This window comes from Bacillus sp. IS1 (assembly GCF_032461585.1).
GTDB classification, from domain to species: Bacteria; Bacillota; Bacilli; order Bacillales; family Bacillaceae; genus Bacillus; species Bacillus velezensis.
Map to the genome: position 1 here is coordinate 711,063 of NZ_JAWCWR010000001.1, position 17,770 is coordinate 728,832.

Sequence of the window (17,770 nt, forward strand, 5' to 3'; positions counted from 1 at the left end):
TCTATGAAAACCATTACAATTTCTGATGTGGCGAAATATGCAAACGTATCTAAAAGCACCGTATCTCAATTTTTAAATCAGCGCTATGACTATATGAGCGAGAAAACGAAACAAAAAATAGAAGCGGCCATTCAAGAGCTGAACTATCAGCCGAATTTCGTCGCCCGCAGCTTAAAACAGAAATCAACATTTACAGTAGGTGTGGTGGTGGCTAATATTCTTCACACCTTTTCCACTCAGGTCATCAGGGCGGTGGAAGACTATTTTCATGAACAAGGATTTCATATTATTGTCTGCAATGCGGATGATGAACCGGAAAAAGAAAAGAAATATATTGAAATGCTGCGGGCCAAGCAGGTGGACGGAATTATTATTTTTCCGACGGGCGAAAATCTCTCTTTATATGAAAAGATGAAACGCGATACGTTTCCGGTCGTGTTTATGGACAGAACCATTGAAGAACTCGGGATTCCGACAGTGATGCTTGATAATCATCATGCAGCCGGTCTTGCCGTTGACCGGTTTATCGAAAGCGGCATAAAGAGAATCGCGATTATTACGACGTCCATTATTCGGGAAATCAGTCCGAGGGTAGAAAGGATTGAGGGGTATAAGAAGGCGCTTGACCGCCACGGAATGATGGTGCGGAACGAATATATCAAAACAGCCGATGCGGCTGATATTTCCAATGTTTTGTCAGAGCTGTTCTCACTTCAGGAGCCTCCGAAAGCGATATTGGCGGCAAACGATATCGTTCTTGTTGAGGTGCTGAAGTATATGAAGGAGCATGATATGACAATTCCGGATAAGGCAGCCGTCATCGGAATTGATGAAGTTCCTTTTGCGGGTTTTTTTACTCCTCCGATTACGACGATCGTTCAGCCTGCGGCAGAAATGGCGCGAAAAGCGGGAAGCCTTCTTCTTCGCCAGATACAAGAAAAAGATAGCGGTGAAAAACGGATTCACCGCTATAAACCGGCACTGCTCGCAAGGCAATCCGGATAACCGGTTTCATTGCATAAACCGGTTTACTCCGGCAATTTTAATATCTGAATATTAAGAAATAAGAGGGAGGGATTTTATGTTCTCAAAGGATAGATTCCCTATTATTCTTCTTTTATTTTCAGCCGGGGTGATTAACTATTTAGACCGCTCAGCGCTGTCTATTGCAGCGCCGTTCATACAGCAGGATCTCACATTGTCGGCAACCCAAATGGGGCTGATTTTCAGCAGTTTCTCTGTCGGATACGCTGTGTTTAACTTTCTCGGCGGTGTTGCATCTGACCGGTACGGGGCTAAATTGACATTGTGTACGGCGATGATCGTTTGGTCTCTTTTCAGCGGAGCGGTTGCGCTTGCTTTCGGATTTGTAAGTCTTTTGATTATCCGTGTTTTATTCGGTATGGGGGAGGGGCCGCTGTCGGCTGCCATAAGCAAAATGGTCAACAATTGGTTTCCTCCGTCTCAGCGCGCCACGGTCATCGGCCTGACAAACAGCGGAACGCCGCTCGGCGGAGCGATCTCCGGCCCGATTGTCGGGATGATTGCTGTGGCGTTCAGCTGGAAAGTTTCCTTTGTCCTGATCATGATTATCGGTTTAGTCTGGGCGGTCATCTGGTTTAAATTTGTCAAAGAACGGCCGGTGCCGACGGAAGACGCCCCGGCAATGAAAGCGGAGATTCAATCGCATGAGCAGCATATCCCGATGACCTTATTCGTAAGTCATCAAAGCCACTGAGGCTGTCCTGCCGATAACGGGATGGCCTTTTCGTTCTGCCGCTTGATCTGTTCCTATGATAATATAGGAATTGTTTACAAAAGAAGGGAAGAGGAGGGGGCATGAAACAGAAGCCGATATATGTCGAAATCAATATTGCATCTGATATAGAAACACTTTGGGAATATACGCAAACCCCGCATCTTCATAAGGAATGGGATCTGCGTTTTTCTGACATTACATATCTTCATAGGCTGCCAGATGAACCGCAGAGATTTCTATATGAAACACGAATCGGTTTTGGGCTGAAGGTATCCGGCACGGGCGAATCAATAGGTGACATAAGGCCTCGCTCGTCAGAAAGAGTGTCTTCGCTCGCTTTTGCCTCTGATCATCCGCTGTCACTTATAAAAGAAGGCAGGGGCTACTGGAAGTATATAGAGCGGGATAACGGACAAACCGCATTTTTGACTCAATATCAATATGAAACGGCCCGCGGTCTGCCGGGAAGTTGGATAGACCGGTTTTTATTTCGTCCTCTGCTAAGCTGGGCTACCGCATGGAGCTTTGATGCGTTGCGGCTTTGGATAGAACAAAACAGACATCCGAAGATATCAGTCCGTTTCGGATTTGTCTATGTCTGTATGTGTCTCGTATTCAGTCTGTATTGGTTTCTTCAAGGCTTTCATGATGGCTGTGCCGATGCAGAGATCGTGAGGGGAGCGCTGGAGACAGGGTTAGGGGTATTATGGCTGCTTCCCATGCGGAGAAAGTGGCTGATTCACACCGGGCAGTCAGTCTTCTTTTGTGTAACGGCACTGCTATATTCCGGCGGCGGATTCGTGATCTCATTAGGAGTGCTTACGATAGCCGGCATGATTCTTAAGCTCAAGCTGCCGAGCGCCTGGCATACAAAACGAAAGAGAGAAGTGAAATGACGGATTCAATGTATGAAAAAGCGATTACTCATTATCAATCACTGCACCCGATGCTGCAGAAACGGTACAGATTTGACGGATCACGCACGTTTTGCGGAGAAGGCGTTATGTCAGAAATAAAGGGAGGTTCTTTTCTTGTCAGAATGCTTTTAAAGACAGGTGTTTTTTTCAGATGTTTTTTCTCAGAGAGGGGAAACGATATCCCTTTCACTATCGAAAACAAAAACAGGCAAAATGGCGTGGAATGGAATCGTACCTTTTTCTTTAAAGGCAAAACGCGTTTTTTTGATGCGGTCATGGAATATGATGAGCGGGAAAACAGAATTCTTGATTACTTCGGCAAACCTCACATCCTACTGTCTGAACTGCATTTAGAAGCGTCTTCAGAAGGAGGGCTTGTTATTACATCCGGAAGGCAGTGGCTCCTGATAGGCGGAAAGAAAATCCCGCTTCCGGCATGGCTGTGCGGCAGTTCAACCGTTTATGAGGCTTATGATGAGGAAATGAATAGCTTCAGCATAAAGGTTCATGTGAAAAATCGGATACTCGGCACGCTTTTCTCTTACCGGGGGACTTTCCGGGAAACAGAGGGAGAAACATGCTGAAGCGTCATCTCATGGTAAGCGTGATTTGCTTTTTGGGATTTGCGGCGGCTGAAGCTCCGCATATATCAGCTGCTGAGACGTTTGTTTTATTTTCTGTACTTTTTTTCGTTCCTGCTGTATTCGATTTTGCTTTTCGGCCGTCAAAGACCTTAGAGAATGTGTTGTTACGGAGTTATCCTGTTGCCGCTTTATGTGCGGTGCTTGCGCTTGTCACAGACTTCAGTTTTTTTGCCGTTGTGTGGCTCATTTATACGTTTGGGCTGGCACTGTATGCTGTCCGGCGGCTGATGAAAACAAATATTCACAGAACAGAAGAGATGTCTGTTATGGCGGGTTTCATTTATTTGGCCGGGGGCGGATTCTGGTTCTTCGCATATGTCCTTGAGATTCCCGTCATGAATTTCGGCCCGCTTATCGTTCTGCTGACGGCGGTGCACTTTCACTATTCCGCTTTTCTCATTCCGATCTTTAACGGATTGCTCGGCAGGATCATACGGGAGAAACGCGAACTTTACCGGTGGAGCACGGTCATTATTTTGATTTCGCCGATCCTTATTGCCTTGGGGATTACATTTTCAAAGACACTTGATGTGATTGCTGTCGCTCTGTATCTGGCGGGTCTGTATGTAAATGCATATCTCGTCTTTAAGGCGCCGTTTGTTACGAAAACAGGCAGGATCTTGATCAGGAGTTCTTCGGCTGTGTTAATGATCACAATTGCTTTTTCTTTGATATATTCGTACGGTGTCTACCGCGAGGAGGCAACGCTCACGATCAGCCAGATGATTTGGATTCACGGGGCCGTCAATGCATTCGGCGTTATCCTGCCGGCTTTGGCGGGGTGGAGGTTGGAAAATCCGAGACCGTTTGATGAGGGCAGTGATAGAACGTTCAGCCGTATTTACGGGAAGAGAACGATAGGCAAAGAATTTTTGACTGATATTCATGCAGCAAATGACATCCATTATACCGGCCTTCTGGATCAGATGAGAGAACTGCATTCTGAAGACTTTTCAACTGAAAAACTGGCGCCGGCCGTTATTTCCTTTTATGAAGAGACAATTGATTATGACATCATGGCAAAAGTGACGTGGAGCAGATGGTTTCGTCCGTTCGCGCGCGTGTACGAGCCGTTCAGCAGAAGAGCGGGGCAGATTCACCTGTCCATGAATCCGGATTGGTATATTATGCACAGTGATATCATAGGCGTTGACTCTGACAAAGACGGCAGAAAAAATGTCCGTGCGTGGATCAGAACAAATGAAAAGCAGGAAACCGTTTTTACTGCGCTGTATTCAGCGTACAGGTCAAAAGGGGAAGGATACATGAATATCTCTCTTCCGCTGCCGTACGGCCAAATGACGGGCATTTTAAAACCTTATGCGCGTAAGCAGAATCTTATTTTGACAAGCAGACGGCGAAAAAGCGGAGCGGGTGATGAAGGGATTTATCTCCAGACGAAATGGGGGGCGTGTCATCTTCCGCTGGCAGAGACATTTCTTATTTCAGCCCAGAGCGAAACAAGCCTGAAGGCCGTTCATCATATGTGGCTGTTCGGACTGAAATTTTTAACTGTACATTATCGGATCACTCACGCTTCCGCAGGTAACCGAATGGAAGAAAAAAGATGAAGGGTATACTTACGCTTCTGTGTATGAAACCCTTTTCGGAAACAAGGCTTTTTGAATACAAAATAAAGCAAAGTGATTTTTAAATTTTTCTTCCGGTGTGGTCAAACTTGAATACAAGACAGCACCGGATTTCTTTTTATGGAGGCTGTCCAATGAAGAAAACGATTTATTTATTGTTCATTCTGGTTTTGCTCTCAATGAATATGTCAAGCTATCATTACACTCTTAACAAACAAATCTATTACACTTTATTCTCCAATAAAGAAGCATTGATAATCGTTTATACCTCAGAAATTAAAAGTGAGGACTTTATAAAGAGATTGGTCGCCTTCTCCAAAGAAAACAAAGTGAACATTTCTCAATACAATTTCTTGGATGAAAAGAGCTTAAACATCTATTCTACTAGCCCTGAAAATGAACCATCAATACATAACGGCAATAAACTTGTGTCAAATTTTCTAAGAGGCCATTCAGAGCAGAAGATGATCGGCAGCATTACCTTTCCACTTTCGACATGGAAAATCAGATATTTTGATTTCAATCAAATAAAGAATATAGGCATAGGAAGCAAATTTTATATTTCGTCTAACGATGAAAAGGTATTGGAAAAAGCACAAAATCTTTTTGCTGACTATGGTGAAGTAAGTTATGAGGACATCACTGAGAATACTGCTTTTATGTTTAACAAAACTTTGCTTATGCTAGTGTTGCTTTCTATGCTGATTTTGTTTATTGGCATCCTTTATTTTGTAATTAAAAATCGCAAGCGGCTTCTGCTGCAAAAGTTATGGGGGTATTCCAAGGTTAAAACACTGCTTTCTTACCCAGCAATGTTTTTGAAGCCTCTAATTATAATCATATTTTGCGGCGCAATTATTGTGGCTTTGCTAGCCTTTTCTTTCAGTTTAAATGACTGGTTGGCTGTATATCTTAGAATTTACATTAGAAACGCGGTGATTGGCGCGCTTATCATGATGGTATACACCATCATGGTTACCCTCGTCTTGTATAACAACAGCGACATTAGTGGCTCGATCAAAGGCAGCACACCGATTAAAAAATTCCAATGGTTATCTGTAGGCTTTAAAATTGTTATCACGATATTGCTTTTCAATATTGTTGCGTTTTCACTTTCTAACGTATTCGATCTCAAACAGCAGCTTGATAATCAATCGTACTGGAAAAAGACACAAAACACTTATAAAACAAGCTTTGCATATACCGGGATAGACTATAGTGATTTAAAATTAGACAGGGAGAAAAATGTTAGAGTTCGCGCGTTGTATCATCAATTAGAGAAGCATAAGAACGCGTTCGTCATTGATGCACATAACTATGCTGTACTAAGGAAAGATGGAAAAAAACCTGTTTATTTTTACACCTTAAATACGACAAAGAAAAATGAAATTTACTCTCCTTCTGGACGAAGCATTACAATCAGCCCTAATTATTTAAAGGTGAATCCCATTATCAGCGCTAATGGGGAAGCCATAAGCCAAAAGCAATTAAGGGTTGATTCAAATACATTGAACCTGCTTGTGCCACAAAAGTATGCAAAATATAAAGAAGACATCATAGAAGCATATAGGGATCACTTTTTCTTTGATAAAGTTGAATTAGATAATATGTATAACAAGGAGATGAAGCAACCATTAAACACCATTAAAAAAGATGAATTGAAAATCAACATCATTTATACTAAAAATAGGCAGGAGTATTTCACCTTTAATAGTGAGCTTGGTGATGCCGGCAATAAAAATAACATTGTTGATCCAATAGCTGCAATTTTCACGGACAACGTTGATCCATCTGTTATAGGTGCTTACTCAACCTCATGTTTATTCTTTTCAGATTCTTCAAAAGGCATGGCGTATGACCGCATAGTTCCTTATTTGGAGAAGACCAATACGAGAGATCTAATTGATTCATCAATTTCGGTCTATCAAGAGCTAAGCGACGGTATAGCAAGAATTCAGAATCAATTCTTGCAGAATTTAATTGGACTAACAATAACAGTTATCCTCTCCATAGCCTTTCTTGTTGCTTATATTTGGTCGTATTACAGCGCAAATGCATATCGGCTGTACCTTAAAGAGCTTTTTGGATATTCATATTGGGCCAGAAATAAAAATTTAATCATCTTTTCCCTTTTAACCAATTGCCTTATAGGTTTAGGATGCAGTATTTATTACAAAATCTTTGAATTAACAATTTTCATCGCGCTGTTTATTGTAATCGAGCTGCTTATTCTTTATTTTCTGAGTGTCTATTTGAACAGGAAAAACATGAATAGGATCTTAAAAGGAGATAGAATATGATTACACTCAACAACATATCAAAGACGTTTGATGAAAAACCTGTTCTTTCGAATTTCTCTCTTCAGATAAAAGAAAATGAATTTGTTTCAATTGTTGGTAAGAGTGGTTCAGGAAAGACAACCCTTCTAAATATCATAGGTCTTCTTGATACTCCACACTCAGGAGATATTGAAATTTTAGGCTTTCGAAACCCTAAATCTAACGACGTGATGAAACTACGGAGAGAGAACTTAGCGTATATCTTTCAAAATTACGTGCTTATGGACAATGAAACAGTATTAACAAATTTACAGCTTTCGACGGCTTATGCAAAAGACTTTAAGAAAGAAAAGTTGACAGAAGCTTTAGAAATGGTTGGCCTGGATAAAAGCTTTTTAAAGAAAAAGGTTTATCAACTGAGTGGCGGAGAGCAGCAGCGTGTGGCTATCGCAAGAATTATTTTGAAGCCTTGTGATATTATTCTGGCTGATGAACCGACAGGAAACTTAGACAAATATAACAAAAGCATTATTTTGTCTTTGTTCCATCAGTTAAAAGGTATGGGGAAAACGATTATTTGTGTTACTCATGATCAAGAAATCGCCAATGGTTCGGATAGAGTGATCAATCTTTCATAAGGAGAGGTTCTAAATGAAACATATTACTTTTGCACTGTCTACAAGTGTCCTGATTATTATTACAGGAATCGTTCACAGAGTAATCTTTAGAATGTTTGGCTTACCTTTTGATCAAGCAATAATCTTCTGGGGTGGATTCGTTGTTGTTTATTTTGTGTTAGCTCTGCTTTCTTCTTTACTCTTTAGGAATTTAGGATCAAACAGCAGAAATTACGAGGCTTAATAAAGGCTTTAATGCTTCCTCACGAAGTAATCAAGAAGGGTACATGTTGTCTAGAAGAAAGGACCGGCCAACACGCCGGTTTTTTTATGTAAGCACATTTGCAAAGAGGATCGCTATCAGAAGCCCTCCGAAAAGTTTCAGAATTCAAGAATGGGAAAATAATTAACATAATTTTGTATTTTTTCCGAACATAACAGTTCTATATACAAAATATGACAAATTTCCTCTTTGCAAGGTGATAAAATCATATTACCTGCTAAGTGAGTTAGCAGCAGGCAACAAATCAAAAGGGGGGCAATAAAAATGTTAAAAAGTAAACTCAAAAAGATAGTAGGAGCTACAGCACTTGTCGGCGCCATACTAGTATCTGGATCACCAGCAATGGCGGAGACTCTGCCAGGATTAATTTGGGTAAGAGATAAATATCCGAATGCTTACGATTTTGATTACTTCAAAAGAGACGGTGAAAATTGGGTTTATGTGTACACAAGATTATCCAATGGCAAAACTATCGTAATACATCCTATTTTTTAATTCTGTCTCATCAACTAAGTATACTTAAGATAACGAGACAGAATTTTCATTAAAGATTTAACTTCCTAGAATATATATTATGTAAACTAGGAATTGTGAAGAGAATATAAAAGTAGATCTATTCTAACAGCATTCCCTTTTTGTAGTGTAATATTAAAAAACCTCTACGTCCTTAATAAATTAAATTGGTCATAAAGGTTTTTCAGTTTGAGTATTTTAATCGGTTATGTCACTTGTTGCTGGTCTTCTTGATCAAGTCCACGCCATCGTATGCTAGACTTTCCACACTTGCAGCCTTCTGCAGTATGTAATGATCAAAAAAGTTCTTCGTATAGTCTGTAACAAGATTTCGCATCTCCATGGCATCCCGTTCGCCTCTAAGTTCCTCATTCACACTGGTAAACACGATGTCGCAGTAATCTAAATGCGCAGCACGATCAACAGAGAAATAATAGGTATCCATGCTATTGTTAGCGCCAATGATCGCATTCATGTTGTAGTTAGGTTCAGAAAACAGCAGCAAAAAGGGTTTCTTAAGGTCGCTGCCCTGAAGGCCGAACGCACCGCTATCCAAGCCAATCCCGCAGGTGAACCGTTCGTCGTCCCGGCAAACAATCGCCGTCGTAGGCCCTCCATAAGAATGTCCGACTATGCCCATGCCGATGTCAAGCAACAATCTGCCCTTAAAGATGGAATTAAGCTCTCCAGAGTCCAGTTTGACAAGATAATCGGCTACATACTTTACTTCTTCTGCCTGTAATTCACTATACTCTGTTAACTTGTCAAGTATCGGAAGTGTAAGCACGTTTTGGCACATCTCAATGGCAGTTTCATCGTCGGGCCGCATCTCCATCTTACCAGCCAAAGCCATCATCTCCGGATCTTCAGAAAACGCCATAATGACATCCGAAAAATCCTTTGATACATTAAACATTCGCCCATCTTTACGCTTATACATCGTGCTATTCTGATGGCCGATGCTTACCACAACATATCCCATGCTTGCCAAGTCTGTACAGATCACTGTACCCCATTCTGGAGAACCGCCCCCGCCGCAAACATAGAATAACACCGGATAGCGCTTTTCCTTCCCGGAGAGAGCAAGGTCGTCGTAACATTGGGTCTTGATATCTATAGAGTAAGCATCCTTCAACGCAGTGAGAAGCGGCTGCTCATCAAGCATTTCGCAGACTTCAGGAAACATGTACGTTGATGTAGCCTTCCCTTCGCTGCTGTCGGACGGATAGTACACAAACACCGTCAGTTCTCTTTTTGTATGATCTGATGCCGTGTACTCAAAATCCATCTGGGTTCGGCCGACAGTATAGCCGCCAATTGGCTCTGGAAATGCGTCATACTTTTTCATTCTCTTGTTCCCCCTTACGTAATAAAAGTGGCGGATGTGAAATACATACATTGCGCTACAAACGCTTTTCATTACATCATATGTTCAGTGAATCACATCTACTCCTTGGCTTTCTTGAGATTGCTAACAACATTTGTACAGGCCCATATGCTGTTTCAGAGTTTCATCCGCCACGTAAACCTCCTTGTATTGCTGTTTAAGATGATAAAAGCGGACATCGTTGCTGATGTCCGCCTAAAGCTTACTAATTGGGTTCTGTTCCCCAAATCAGTTTTCCTTGATGATATAATGTGATTTTTTTCGTTGTTTTAAATGTATTTGATTGGAAAAAGGAATAATCGTCGCTTTGTGCATAATTGCTCCAGTCATCATTGTGAAGACGAAGCTGAATATTCCCTGTGCTTGCTCCCGGTGACAGCGTTCCTGTTTTAAACCCCAGTTCCAGATAGGTATCTGCATCTTGCTTAGGTTTATGCAGCGTCACAAATTTGTGGGTCAGATTGCCGCATCCAATCTGCGTGTAGTCACAGTCAAAGTTTTGGCCTTTGTTTTTCGTGTTATACCAGTAACGGGCAGTGACACCTTTTAAATCAACCTTGGTATTCCCGTTATTTTTCATGTGAAGCTGCGGGCGGATTTGATTGCTGTTCACACGCCCATACCCTGCTTTGTATTGTACAGAAACGCCTTTTTCCTGTGTGGGGTTATCTTGTGCTGGCGTTTCAGGGCCGTCCTTCGTCGAACCTTTGGTACCGCGAATGTTTTCTCTTGCGAATGTTCCTGAAGCAGTTAAATCTGTAAGCGGCCAGCCGCCTGTTTTAGATGCTCCCGGCTTTAAAGCCGAGGATGATTCCTGCTTATCAGAAAGATTCCAGTTCACCCAGCTGATGTTCTTGCTGTCGAGATAATTCAGCCATTCCCGCGATTGGTCAAGGAATACACCGCCATTTCCAGACGCATCGCTTGTTCCCCATTCCGTCACGAAAATAGGCGCTCCTTTACTGAGTGCATAGTTTGCTTTATCCCGTAAAGATTGGCCGTGTGTGCCGGCATAAAAATGAAGCGCGTACATGACGTTTGCATCTTTTAGCTGATCATCTGCAGCATCATTCACATCCTGGCTCCATGTACCGGTTCCGACAATGATGATGTTGTCTGGATCATTTTTGCGGATAACGGAAATCACTTCTTCTGCATACGGTTTAATATCACGCTTCCAGTTCACGTCACCGTTTGGTTCGTTTGCAATTTCATAAATGACGTTTGGCGTGTTTCCGTAAAGACTTGACATCTCCTTGAAAAATTCTTTTGCCTTCTCTTTATTTTGGTTTGGGTTGCCGTCATTTAAGATATGCCAGTCAATGATGACATATATCCCAAGTTCTTTTGCCGCTTCAACCGCTTCTTTTACTTTATTTTTCACGGACGGGTTGTCAATATAACCGCCATCTGCCGTATACATCGCCGCGCGGAAAACGGTGATGCCCCAATCGTCTCTCAGCCATTTTAAGCTGTCTTTATTGACGAAATCGCCATACCATTGCAATCCATGTGAACTGATCCCTTTCAGTTGTACCGCTTTGCCGTCTCGGTTTACGAGTTGTGTATCTTTTATGCTAAGCTGACCATTCTTGGCTACTGGCGTTTTTGTCCCTGCTGCAGATGCCGGCGAAGGCAGCAAGCCGCCCATTGTCAATACCGCAATCAATAAACACGTAATAAAAATAGAAATTGACCGTTTCATATCTGATCTTTTCCTCCTTCGCATCATTTTGGCTCTTCACTTCTTATGAGCTCGAACTCATTGTAAAAATCTTTCTCATGATTGTCTATCAACCTAATTTCTTGTTTTTGAGAGGTGTAAAAGCCTGTCAATTTGCTCTATCTCTATTGAATAAGACACACCTGACACATATAGAACAAAGAAAACCGGACTGAATCGGGACTTTACACGTCATTTTTCAATCGAATCGAAAAATTAAATGTATTTCCAACGTAGACACGCTGAATGTGATGAGTCTCAATATGGCATTGAATCTTATGATTGCTGTAAGAAGACGAGCCCTTGCCCGTCCTTGTTAATGTAAGGTTGATGTAAGGTTTGGATTAATACGGGTTAAGGTTGGAGTTGTACAATAAGATTGTACTTCAGTGAGGGATTCAGCCAGAAGAATTCCCCCTTCAATAAATCATAGAGGTGAAAAGGTTTGAGAGAAAATAAAATTTTGTCTTCATTATGTTACTTCAGTATATTTTTTGCGCCGTTTCTGTTTCCGATTATCGTCTATTTCTTAGGTCAGGACGATGTGAAATATCATGCGAAAAAATCTTTGTGGACGCATCTGATTCCTTATTTGATTTTTGGAATTGGCATCATCGCTTCAGGTTTACTTGGTATGAATGACATCAGGCACGCCGGGCCTTTCCTGCTTGCGACGTATGCTGTTACATTCCTTGTGGCGATCTATTTTTTCATTTGGAACATTGTCAAAGGAATCAAAGTATTTTCGGAGCAATAGGAAAAAACGGTTCTGTTATTAATCAGCAGAACCGTTTTTTTTGTATAGCCATTATGATAATTGTATATCTATCGTTGTCCCTTCTCCCGCGGTGCTGTGAATGGTGATGTCCCCTCCGTGCTTTTGGATAATATCCTTTGCTATGGCCATTCCAAGACCAGAGCCTGCATGCGTCGTTCCTGTATTTGTCCCCCTGTAATAGCGATCAAACACTTTTTCCAGCTCCTCTTCTTCTATCCCTTTGCCATTGTCCTTAATTATCACATGAGTCCGTTCTTTTTGTTGAAGCCGTACAACGATCTTCACATCAGGATCATTGTGAACGAGGGCATTTAAAATGAGATTCGTGACCGCTCTCCGAATCAATATCGCATCAAGATTCAGCATCAGCTTTTCCAGGTTCGTTTGAAGCTCAATGGACTTATCCGCATATCTAGAATCGTTTAACATATCAATTAACGTTTCCCGCAGCAGCGATACAAGGTTTACCCGCTCTGTATGTAACATCACATCGTTGTTTTTCAGCCTTGTCGTTAAATTTAAATCTTCCATCACATCTTTCATATAGAGGGATTTACTCTCAATGATCTGAGCGTACTCTCTGATCTGTTCGACTGTGAGATGGTAATTCGGATCTTGGATGATTTCTGCATAGCCTTGAATAGATGCTAATGGTGTTTTAATGTCATGAGAAATATGACTGATCCACTCTTCACGCATTTGCTCTAATTTATCTTTTTCTTTTTTGCTTGAAGATAGTTGTTCCGATAAATGATTGACATTATAGAAGACATCTTTATAAATGCCTTTGGATTTCATTTTGATCGTATAATCTCCATTAGCTAACCGCTGGATTCCTTGAATGACACGGCCGAGCGGTTTTGTGAGCTGCCGGCTGAATAGATAGCCGATGAGTAACGCGATCAATGCATCTATTGATAATAATATGATGGTCCCTGCATTGAACTTCGTCACAAATTCCTTGGTATCATATGAGAGGACATACTTTCCGAGAGAAGGATTTTTAAACCCTATAAAATAACTGTACTCCTTGCCGTTCACTTTTTTTCCGCCGGCGTAAATGGTTGATAATAATTGTTCATCCTTATATTTATGTAAATTTACAATTTCAATAGGCGTATATTTTTTCTTCAGTCCTTTAGGTTCTCTATCATGATAAACATCCTGTCCGTTTTCATCTAATATTTGAATCCATGCATTCTGCTCTTTTAAAGCTTTTTGGCCCTCTTTGTTTACTGTGATACCATTGTTCGATAACGTGACATATTGCCGGAATGATCTTGTGAAAGTTTCCGGTGTACTTTCTTCGTCATGTTGGCTGTTCGCCTGGAAAACGAGCCAAAACATAAAAATAAATAAATTAATGAAGACTGTAATGATGGTCACTATGATGACAGATACCATGTATCTGCCTGTTAATCGCCAATTCATCCTTACGCATCCTTTACAACAAATTTGTAGCCTAAACCTTTCACAGTGACGAGAAAGTCTGGTTTTGATGGGGTGTTTTCTATTTTCTCACGGAGCCTGCGTATATGAACCATCACCGTGTTGTCAGAACCGAAGAAATCTTCTCCCCATACAGCTTGATAGAGTGTTTCTTTACTGATCACCCGATTGGGATGCTGCAGAAAATAGGTCATAAGCATAAGTTCTTTAGGTGTTAACTCAATAGCCGCTCCATTTTTGGTGAGCTCGGCTTGTTGTTGGTTTAATTCAAATGGCCCTTTTTTTATCACGGTTCCGGTTTGAGAAGGCTGTAAGTAAGAGACCCGTCTCAGCTGCGCTTTGACTCGATATGCAACTTCCTTAGGGCTGAAGGGTTTTGTAATGTAGTCGTCCCCGCCGATGGCAAGTCCTACAATTTTATCCGTTTCCTCCCCCTTTGCAGACAAAAAGATAATAGGAACGTTTGAAATGTCTCTTATTTGCTTGCAGATATCATAGCCTTCACCGTCTGGCAGCATGATATCCAATATCACCAGATCGGGATTTTCTTGATGAAATTGAGCCAATCCGTCACGGGCAGTCGAAGCGGTCACTACGCGATCAATGCCTTCTCTTATTAATACGGTTTTGATCAGTTCCAAAATTTCTTTTTCATCGTCTATGATTAATACTTTGCTGTGAAGCCGTGACATATATTGATCACTCCTTGAAGTCATTGTCATTATTATACCCAATGTCCGTGTATCGTTAAAAAAATCAACACTTCTCTCCCACAGAAAATAAGCCAATTTTCTTTTTCGAGTAAGAAAATTGGCTTATTGCGATGCTGATGCCTTTAACGCTTTACAACAAATGTTGTCACGCTTTGAGCCGGAAGATGGGCCCAAAAATGATTGTCCGTTACTTTGAGATCCGTTCCAGGTTGAAGATTGCTGCTGCTGCTCGTGATCCATCTGGATACTTGCGAAGCAGTTCCATTCTGCAGCACAAAGTTTTGGTTGACCCCTGTGTTATTTTTATTAATGGCAACAATCACGACTTTATTGTCTCCTTTATAGGCTGACACGTAAACATTCGGTTCAGGATTTTTCGTTGCATCAATCCTTACATAGCCAGGGCGCACAAATTTTGAGAAATGAGCCATATTGTATCCGCGTTTGCTGATCATCCCATCTTCTTTCATAGGGCCGTATGATCTGCGGATGTACCACCACACATAAGCTTGAAAATCTCCCTCTACCATTGAATGATGAATATGCTCTGAAACACCTAAAGCTTCAGGCCAGCGATCCGCTGAATTGTTGTCACTATTCGGATAGTATACCTCCGTCATCCATAGCTCTTTCCCTCCTCCTTTTTGTTTGAAAAGAGGATAAGGAAACTGACTGACCTGAGTGCCGTACAGGTGGGTTCCGAGGATATCCATATTCCTAAGCGCCTGCGGATCGTTCAAAATGGGGTCCGATATATTTTTCAGGTATTGAAATGATTCTGGCGCAATCACACGGGCATTAATCGAACCGGCATTCTCTCTCATGAAACGCAGGATTTCTTGGGGCGTCCACCATGTCCATTCGTGAGCGTAATCAGGTTCGTTTTGCATAGAAATCGCATACAGATTCACACCATTACTCTTCATGAAATTAACGAAATCGTTAAGATGCTGCGCGTATGCGGCGTACTTATCGTATCTCAGCCGCTTAGCTGATGTGTCACCATTATGATTGAAAGTCTCAACCATATCGTTCGGCGGATTCCAAGGGGAAGCAAAAACGATTGCTCCATGTTTGATCGCACTCTTTGCAGTCTCCACTTCCTTGTACCAATTGTTTCTATTTTCATCTACATGAATTCTTAAGACCGAAAAACCTAACTGATTCTGTCCATTGCCAAAAGCGGTCTCCCGTTGGGCTGCAGTCAAGTCTCCAATCCAAGCCGGGTGGTTCATTCCTCCAAAACCGCGAATCACTTGTCTTTCTGCAGATATATTAACTGTTGCATCACTTGCTGCTGAAACTTCAGTAACTCCCGGTCCTAAGAGCATGACGGACAGCATTGTGAAACATACCAATAATGCACAAATTGTTTTTTTTACGCTCGACATCATTTTTCCCTCTCCTTCATATGTCGTTTATGGACATAGAAAACGTACTTTTGTCTCCCTTTGCTTATCTTTGTGTAAACTGCCAGTAATCAACATTAAACAAGTTTCCTGTACCAGTTCCGGTAAATACAAAGAATACGTTGTGAACACCGGATGCGCCGCTTACCGCAGTTTCTATTTCTCTCCAGGATTGCGTTCCGCCTGTCGAAGGGACATTCAAGGTTCCGACAAGCTTACCGTTTGCACTGTCTAGCCGCACTTCTATTTTTCCGCCAAGAGCGGACGCTACATTTGCTTTGAACGTCTTGGCACCGCCTGACCCGAAGTCTGCATTTCCAACAGCAATCCAGTCTCCGTTATGAATGTTTGTGACATGTTGATTATTGACCGGCCCGCCGGGTGCTGAGGATGCCTCTGTCAAAATCCGTCCGTTCCAGGCAAACGTTTCCGCTTCTACCCGGTGATACGGATTCAAGTTGGATAGCTGTTTGACACCTGCAAAATTTGCCGCTACCTCTTGCAGGGAGCCATCTGGATTATGCACAAGCTTATTAATATGGGGAGAACGGTATCCTTTGCCGGCCCCGTAAAGAGCGGAGCTGACAGTTTGAGTATGATACACCACATACCACTCGTTTTTAAAATTGAAAACAGCATGGTGATTGTTCCCGCCGCCTCCGAAAAATGCTCCCGGATTTTTCAGAAAGTGCCCTCTATACGAAAAAGAATCCATAGGACTTGAGCTGGTCATATAGCCGATCTCACCTGGAGGTTTATCGGCCGGGTGCGCGCCCCCGAAATTGATACAATAGGAATAGTAATATTTTCCGTTATACTTATGCATTCCCGAATCTTCAAACATAAAAGGCGCATCAATCGTAGACGCACTTCCGGCAACACTCGTCATATCAGGCCCTAATTTCATGACTCTTGCCGTTTTAGGATTGGCCCATTGCCCCTGTGCGGGATTTGAACCGCCCGGAACGCCTCCGCCGGCATATAGGTAACCGGTACCGTCATCATCTACGAATACTGCCGGATCAAAAAGCCATACAACACCGGACATTCCTGGCGTATTTGGCGTTACCAGCGCTTTTCCGATCGGATCTGTCCATGGGCCGGTCGGGCTGTCTGCGGTGAGAACCCCGATACCTCCGCCGCCGCCGTTTGCGAAATAAAGGAAAAATTTATCCTTACCATTGATCTTTTTCACCGCGGCTGACGGGGCCCATGATGCTCCTGCCCATTTGGCAATCCCCCGGCCGCCATTCGCCCCATTGGCACCCGCTGCGGGAATCGTTCCGTGATCTGTCCAGTTCACCATATCCGCTGAAGATATGACGGATATTTTATTCAAATTGGCAAATGAATTATCCTTAATCGTGCCGTCGCTATTATATTCATAGTCATCGCTTGACATATAGATATAGACTCTTCCGTTATAGGTCAGCGCAAACGGATCTGCGCCCAGATGATGGTCGATAAGCGGATTTGAATTCCCGGCATGTTTTGCAATTGGAGTGCTTACCGCATTCGCATATTCCCCAGGTAAACAGCTCAATAATAAAGCAAGAATCAATAAACATACGCTGCACTTTTTCATCAGCTTAACATCCTCCTGTTTCCGCATATTAGGTTTTTAAAAAATATGATAACAACAGGTCATGAAGAATGTGTAAAATGAATGATTTTTAGAGTGAAAACGCTGCAAATATCTGACCCTCTTTT

Annotated in this window: 15 protein-coding genes and 1 pseudogene; 10 read left to right on the top strand and 6 right to left on the bottom strand. The window is 42.1% G+C overall.

The annotated features are described in order from the left end of the window. Window positions 1-3 precede the first annotated feature (3 nt). The 9 genes and pseudogenes from RUW00_RS03195 (at window position 4) to RUW00_RS03235 (ending at window position 8,583) form a co-directional block, all read left to right on the top strand. Window positions 4-1,005 carry a substrate-binding domain-containing protein gene (locus tag RUW00_RS03195; protein ID WP_204529484.1) on the top strand — a complete coding sequence of 334 codons (1,002 nt, stop codon included), beginning with the start codon at window positions 4-6 and terminating at the stop codon, window positions 1,003-1,005. 76 nt (window positions 1,006-1,081) lie between these two features. Further along, window positions 1,082-1,732: pseudogene (locus tag RUW00_RS03200) on the top strand (MFS transporter); the annotation flags it as partial. A gap of 107 nt (window positions 1,733-1,839) precedes the next feature. After that, the gene (locus RUW00_RS03205) at window positions 1,840-2,655 is read left to right on the top strand and encodes a hypothetical protein (RefSeq protein WP_280145126.1); all 816 of its coding nucleotides are present in this window, start codon (window positions 1,840-1,842) and stop codon (window positions 2,653-2,655) included. Next, window positions 2,652-3,260 (top strand): DUF4166 domain-containing protein, encoded by a 609-nt coding sequence (locus RUW00_RS03210; protein ID WP_021493403.1) that lies wholly within the window; start codon window positions 2,652-2,654, stop codon window positions 3,258-3,260. Before RUW00_RS03205 ends, RUW00_RS03210 begins: the two co-directional genes overlap by 4 nt. After that, the gene (locus RUW00_RS03215) at window positions 3,254-4,891 is read left to right on the top strand and encodes a YndJ family protein (RefSeq protein ID WP_280145127.1); all 1,638 of its coding nucleotides are present in this window, start codon (window positions 3,254-3,256) and stop codon (window positions 4,889-4,891) included. Before RUW00_RS03210 ends, RUW00_RS03215 begins: the two co-directional genes overlap by 7 nt. A gap of 152 nt (window positions 4,892-5,043) precedes the next feature. Beyond that, on the top strand, window positions 5,044-7,209 hold the full coding sequence (locus RUW00_RS03220) for a DUF1430 domain-containing protein (RefSeq protein WP_280145128.1): 2,166 nt from the start codon (window positions 5,044-5,046) through the stop codon (window positions 7,207-7,209). Further along, window positions 7,206-7,826, top strand: coding sequence for an ATP-binding cassette domain-containing protein (locus tag RUW00_RS03225; RefSeq protein WP_280145129.1), 621 nt, complete (start codon window positions 7,206-7,208; stop codon window positions 7,824-7,826). The genes RUW00_RS03220 and RUW00_RS03225 overlap by 4 nt, the downstream gene beginning before the upstream one ends. A gap of 13 nt (window positions 7,827-7,839) precedes the next feature. Continuing rightward, window positions 7,840-8,049 (top strand): bacteriocin-like WGxF protein, encoded by a 210-nt coding sequence (locus RUW00_RS03230; protein WP_029973839.1) that lies wholly within the window; start codon window positions 7,840-7,842, stop codon window positions 8,047-8,049. A 303-nt stretch (window positions 8,050-8,352) separates the two neighbouring features. Next, on the top strand, window positions 8,353-8,583 hold the full coding sequence (locus RUW00_RS03235; protein WP_095272209.1) for a hypothetical protein: 231 nt from the start codon (window positions 8,353-8,355) through the stop codon (window positions 8,581-8,583). 229 nt (window positions 8,584-8,812) lie between these two features. On the opposite strand, the gene RUW00_RS03240 is transcribed toward RUW00_RS03235, so the two are convergent. Next, complete coding sequence (locus tag RUW00_RS03240) at window positions 8,813-9,949, bottom strand: alpha/beta hydrolase (RefSeq protein WP_280145130.1); 1,137 nt, start codon at window positions 9,947-9,949, stop codon at window positions 8,813-8,815. Between the two features lie 244 nt (window positions 9,950-10,193). Then, window positions 10,194-11,693 carry a cellulase family glycosylhydrolase gene (locus RUW00_RS03245; RefSeq protein WP_280145131.1) on the bottom strand — a complete coding sequence of 500 codons (1,500 nt, stop codon included), beginning with the start codon at window positions 11,691-11,693 and terminating at the stop codon, window positions 10,194-10,196. A gap of 463 nt (window positions 11,694-12,156) precedes the next feature. On the opposite strand from RUW00_RS03245, the gene RUW00_RS03250 reads away from it, so the two are divergent. After that, complete coding sequence (locus RUW00_RS03250) at window positions 12,157-12,468, top strand: magnetosome magnetite crystal formation protein family (RefSeq protein WP_017417895.1); 312 nt, start codon at window positions 12,157-12,159, stop codon at window positions 12,466-12,468. Between the two features lie 51 nt (window positions 12,469-12,519). Here RUW00_RS03250 and RUW00_RS03255 read toward each other — a convergent pair whose 3' ends face one another. The 4 genes from RUW00_RS03255 to RUW00_RS03270 all read right to left on the bottom strand — a co-directional run bounded on the left by RUW00_RS03255 (window position 12,520) and on the right by RUW00_RS03270 (window position 17,648). Then, complete coding sequence (locus tag RUW00_RS03255; protein ID WP_063636651.1) at window positions 12,520-13,920, bottom strand: sensor histidine kinase; 1,401 nt, start codon at window positions 13,918-13,920, stop codon at window positions 12,520-12,522. 2 nt (window positions 13,921-13,922) lie between these two features. Then, entirely contained in the window at window positions 13,923-14,630 is a 708-nt protein-coding gene (locus RUW00_RS03260; protein ID WP_280145132.1) for a response regulator transcription factor, read from the bottom strand. A gap of 143 nt (window positions 14,631-14,773) precedes the next feature. Next, entirely contained in the window at window positions 14,774-16,045 is a 1,272-nt protein-coding gene (gene xynC / locus RUW00_RS03265) for a glucuronoarabinoxylan endo-1,4-beta-xylanase XynC (protein ID WP_061862250.1), read from the bottom strand. Between the two features lie 61 nt (window positions 16,046-16,106). Continuing rightward, a complete protein-coding gene (locus RUW00_RS03270; protein ID WP_280145441.1) occupies window positions 16,107-17,648 on the bottom strand; it encodes a glycoside hydrolase family 43 protein in 1,542 nt (513 codons plus the stop codon). Window positions 17,649-17,770: the final 122 nt, after the last annotated feature.

Excerpts from the sequence above, each read along its gene's own strand:
- RUW00_RS03195 (WP_204529484.1), top strand. The coding sequence starts at position 4 with ATGAAAACCATTACAATTTCTGATGTGGCGAAATATGCAAACGTATCT.
- RUW00_RS03205 (WP_280145126.1), top strand. The coding sequence starts at position 1,840 with ATGAAACAGAAGCCGATATATGTCGAAATCAATATTGCATCTGATATA.
- RUW00_RS03210 (WP_021493403.1), top strand. The coding sequence starts at position 2,652 with ATGACGGATTCAATGTATGAAAAAGCGATTACTCATTATCAATCACTG.
- RUW00_RS03215 (WP_280145127.1), top strand. The coding sequence starts at position 3,254 with ATGCTGAAGCGTCATCTCATGGTAAGCGTGATTTGCTTTTTGGGATTT.
- RUW00_RS03220 (WP_280145128.1), top strand. The coding sequence starts at position 5,044 with ATGAAGAAAACGATTTATTTATTGTTCATTCTGGTTTTGCTCTCAATG.
- RUW00_RS03225 (WP_280145129.1), top strand. The coding sequence starts at position 7,206 with ATGATTACACTCAACAACATATCAAAGACGTTTGATGAAAAACCTGTT.
- RUW00_RS03230 (WP_029973839.1), top strand. The coding sequence starts at position 7,840 with ATGAAACATATTACTTTTGCACTGTCTACAAGTGTCCTGATTATTATT.
- RUW00_RS03235 (WP_095272209.1), top strand. The coding sequence starts at position 8,353 with ATGTTAAAAAGTAAACTCAAAAAGATAGTAGGAGCTACAGCACTTGTC.
- RUW00_RS03240 (WP_280145130.1), bottom strand. The coding sequence starts at position 9,949 with ATGAAAAAGTATGACGCATTTCCAGAGCCAATTGGCGGCTATACTGTC.
- RUW00_RS03245 (WP_280145131.1), bottom strand. The coding sequence starts at position 11,693 with ATGAAACGGTCAATTTCTATTTTTATTACGTGTTTATTGATTGCGGTA.
- RUW00_RS03255 (WP_063636651.1), bottom strand. The coding sequence starts at position 13,920 with ATGAATTGGCGATTAACAGGCAGATACATGGTATCTGTCATCATAGTG.
- RUW00_RS03260 (WP_280145132.1), bottom strand. The coding sequence starts at position 14,630 with ATGTCACGGCTTCACAGCAAAGTATTAATCATAGACGATGAAAAAGAA.
- xynC (WP_061862250.1), bottom strand. The coding sequence starts at position 16,045 with ATGATGTCGAGCGTAAAAAAAACAATTTGTGCATTATTGGTATGTTTC.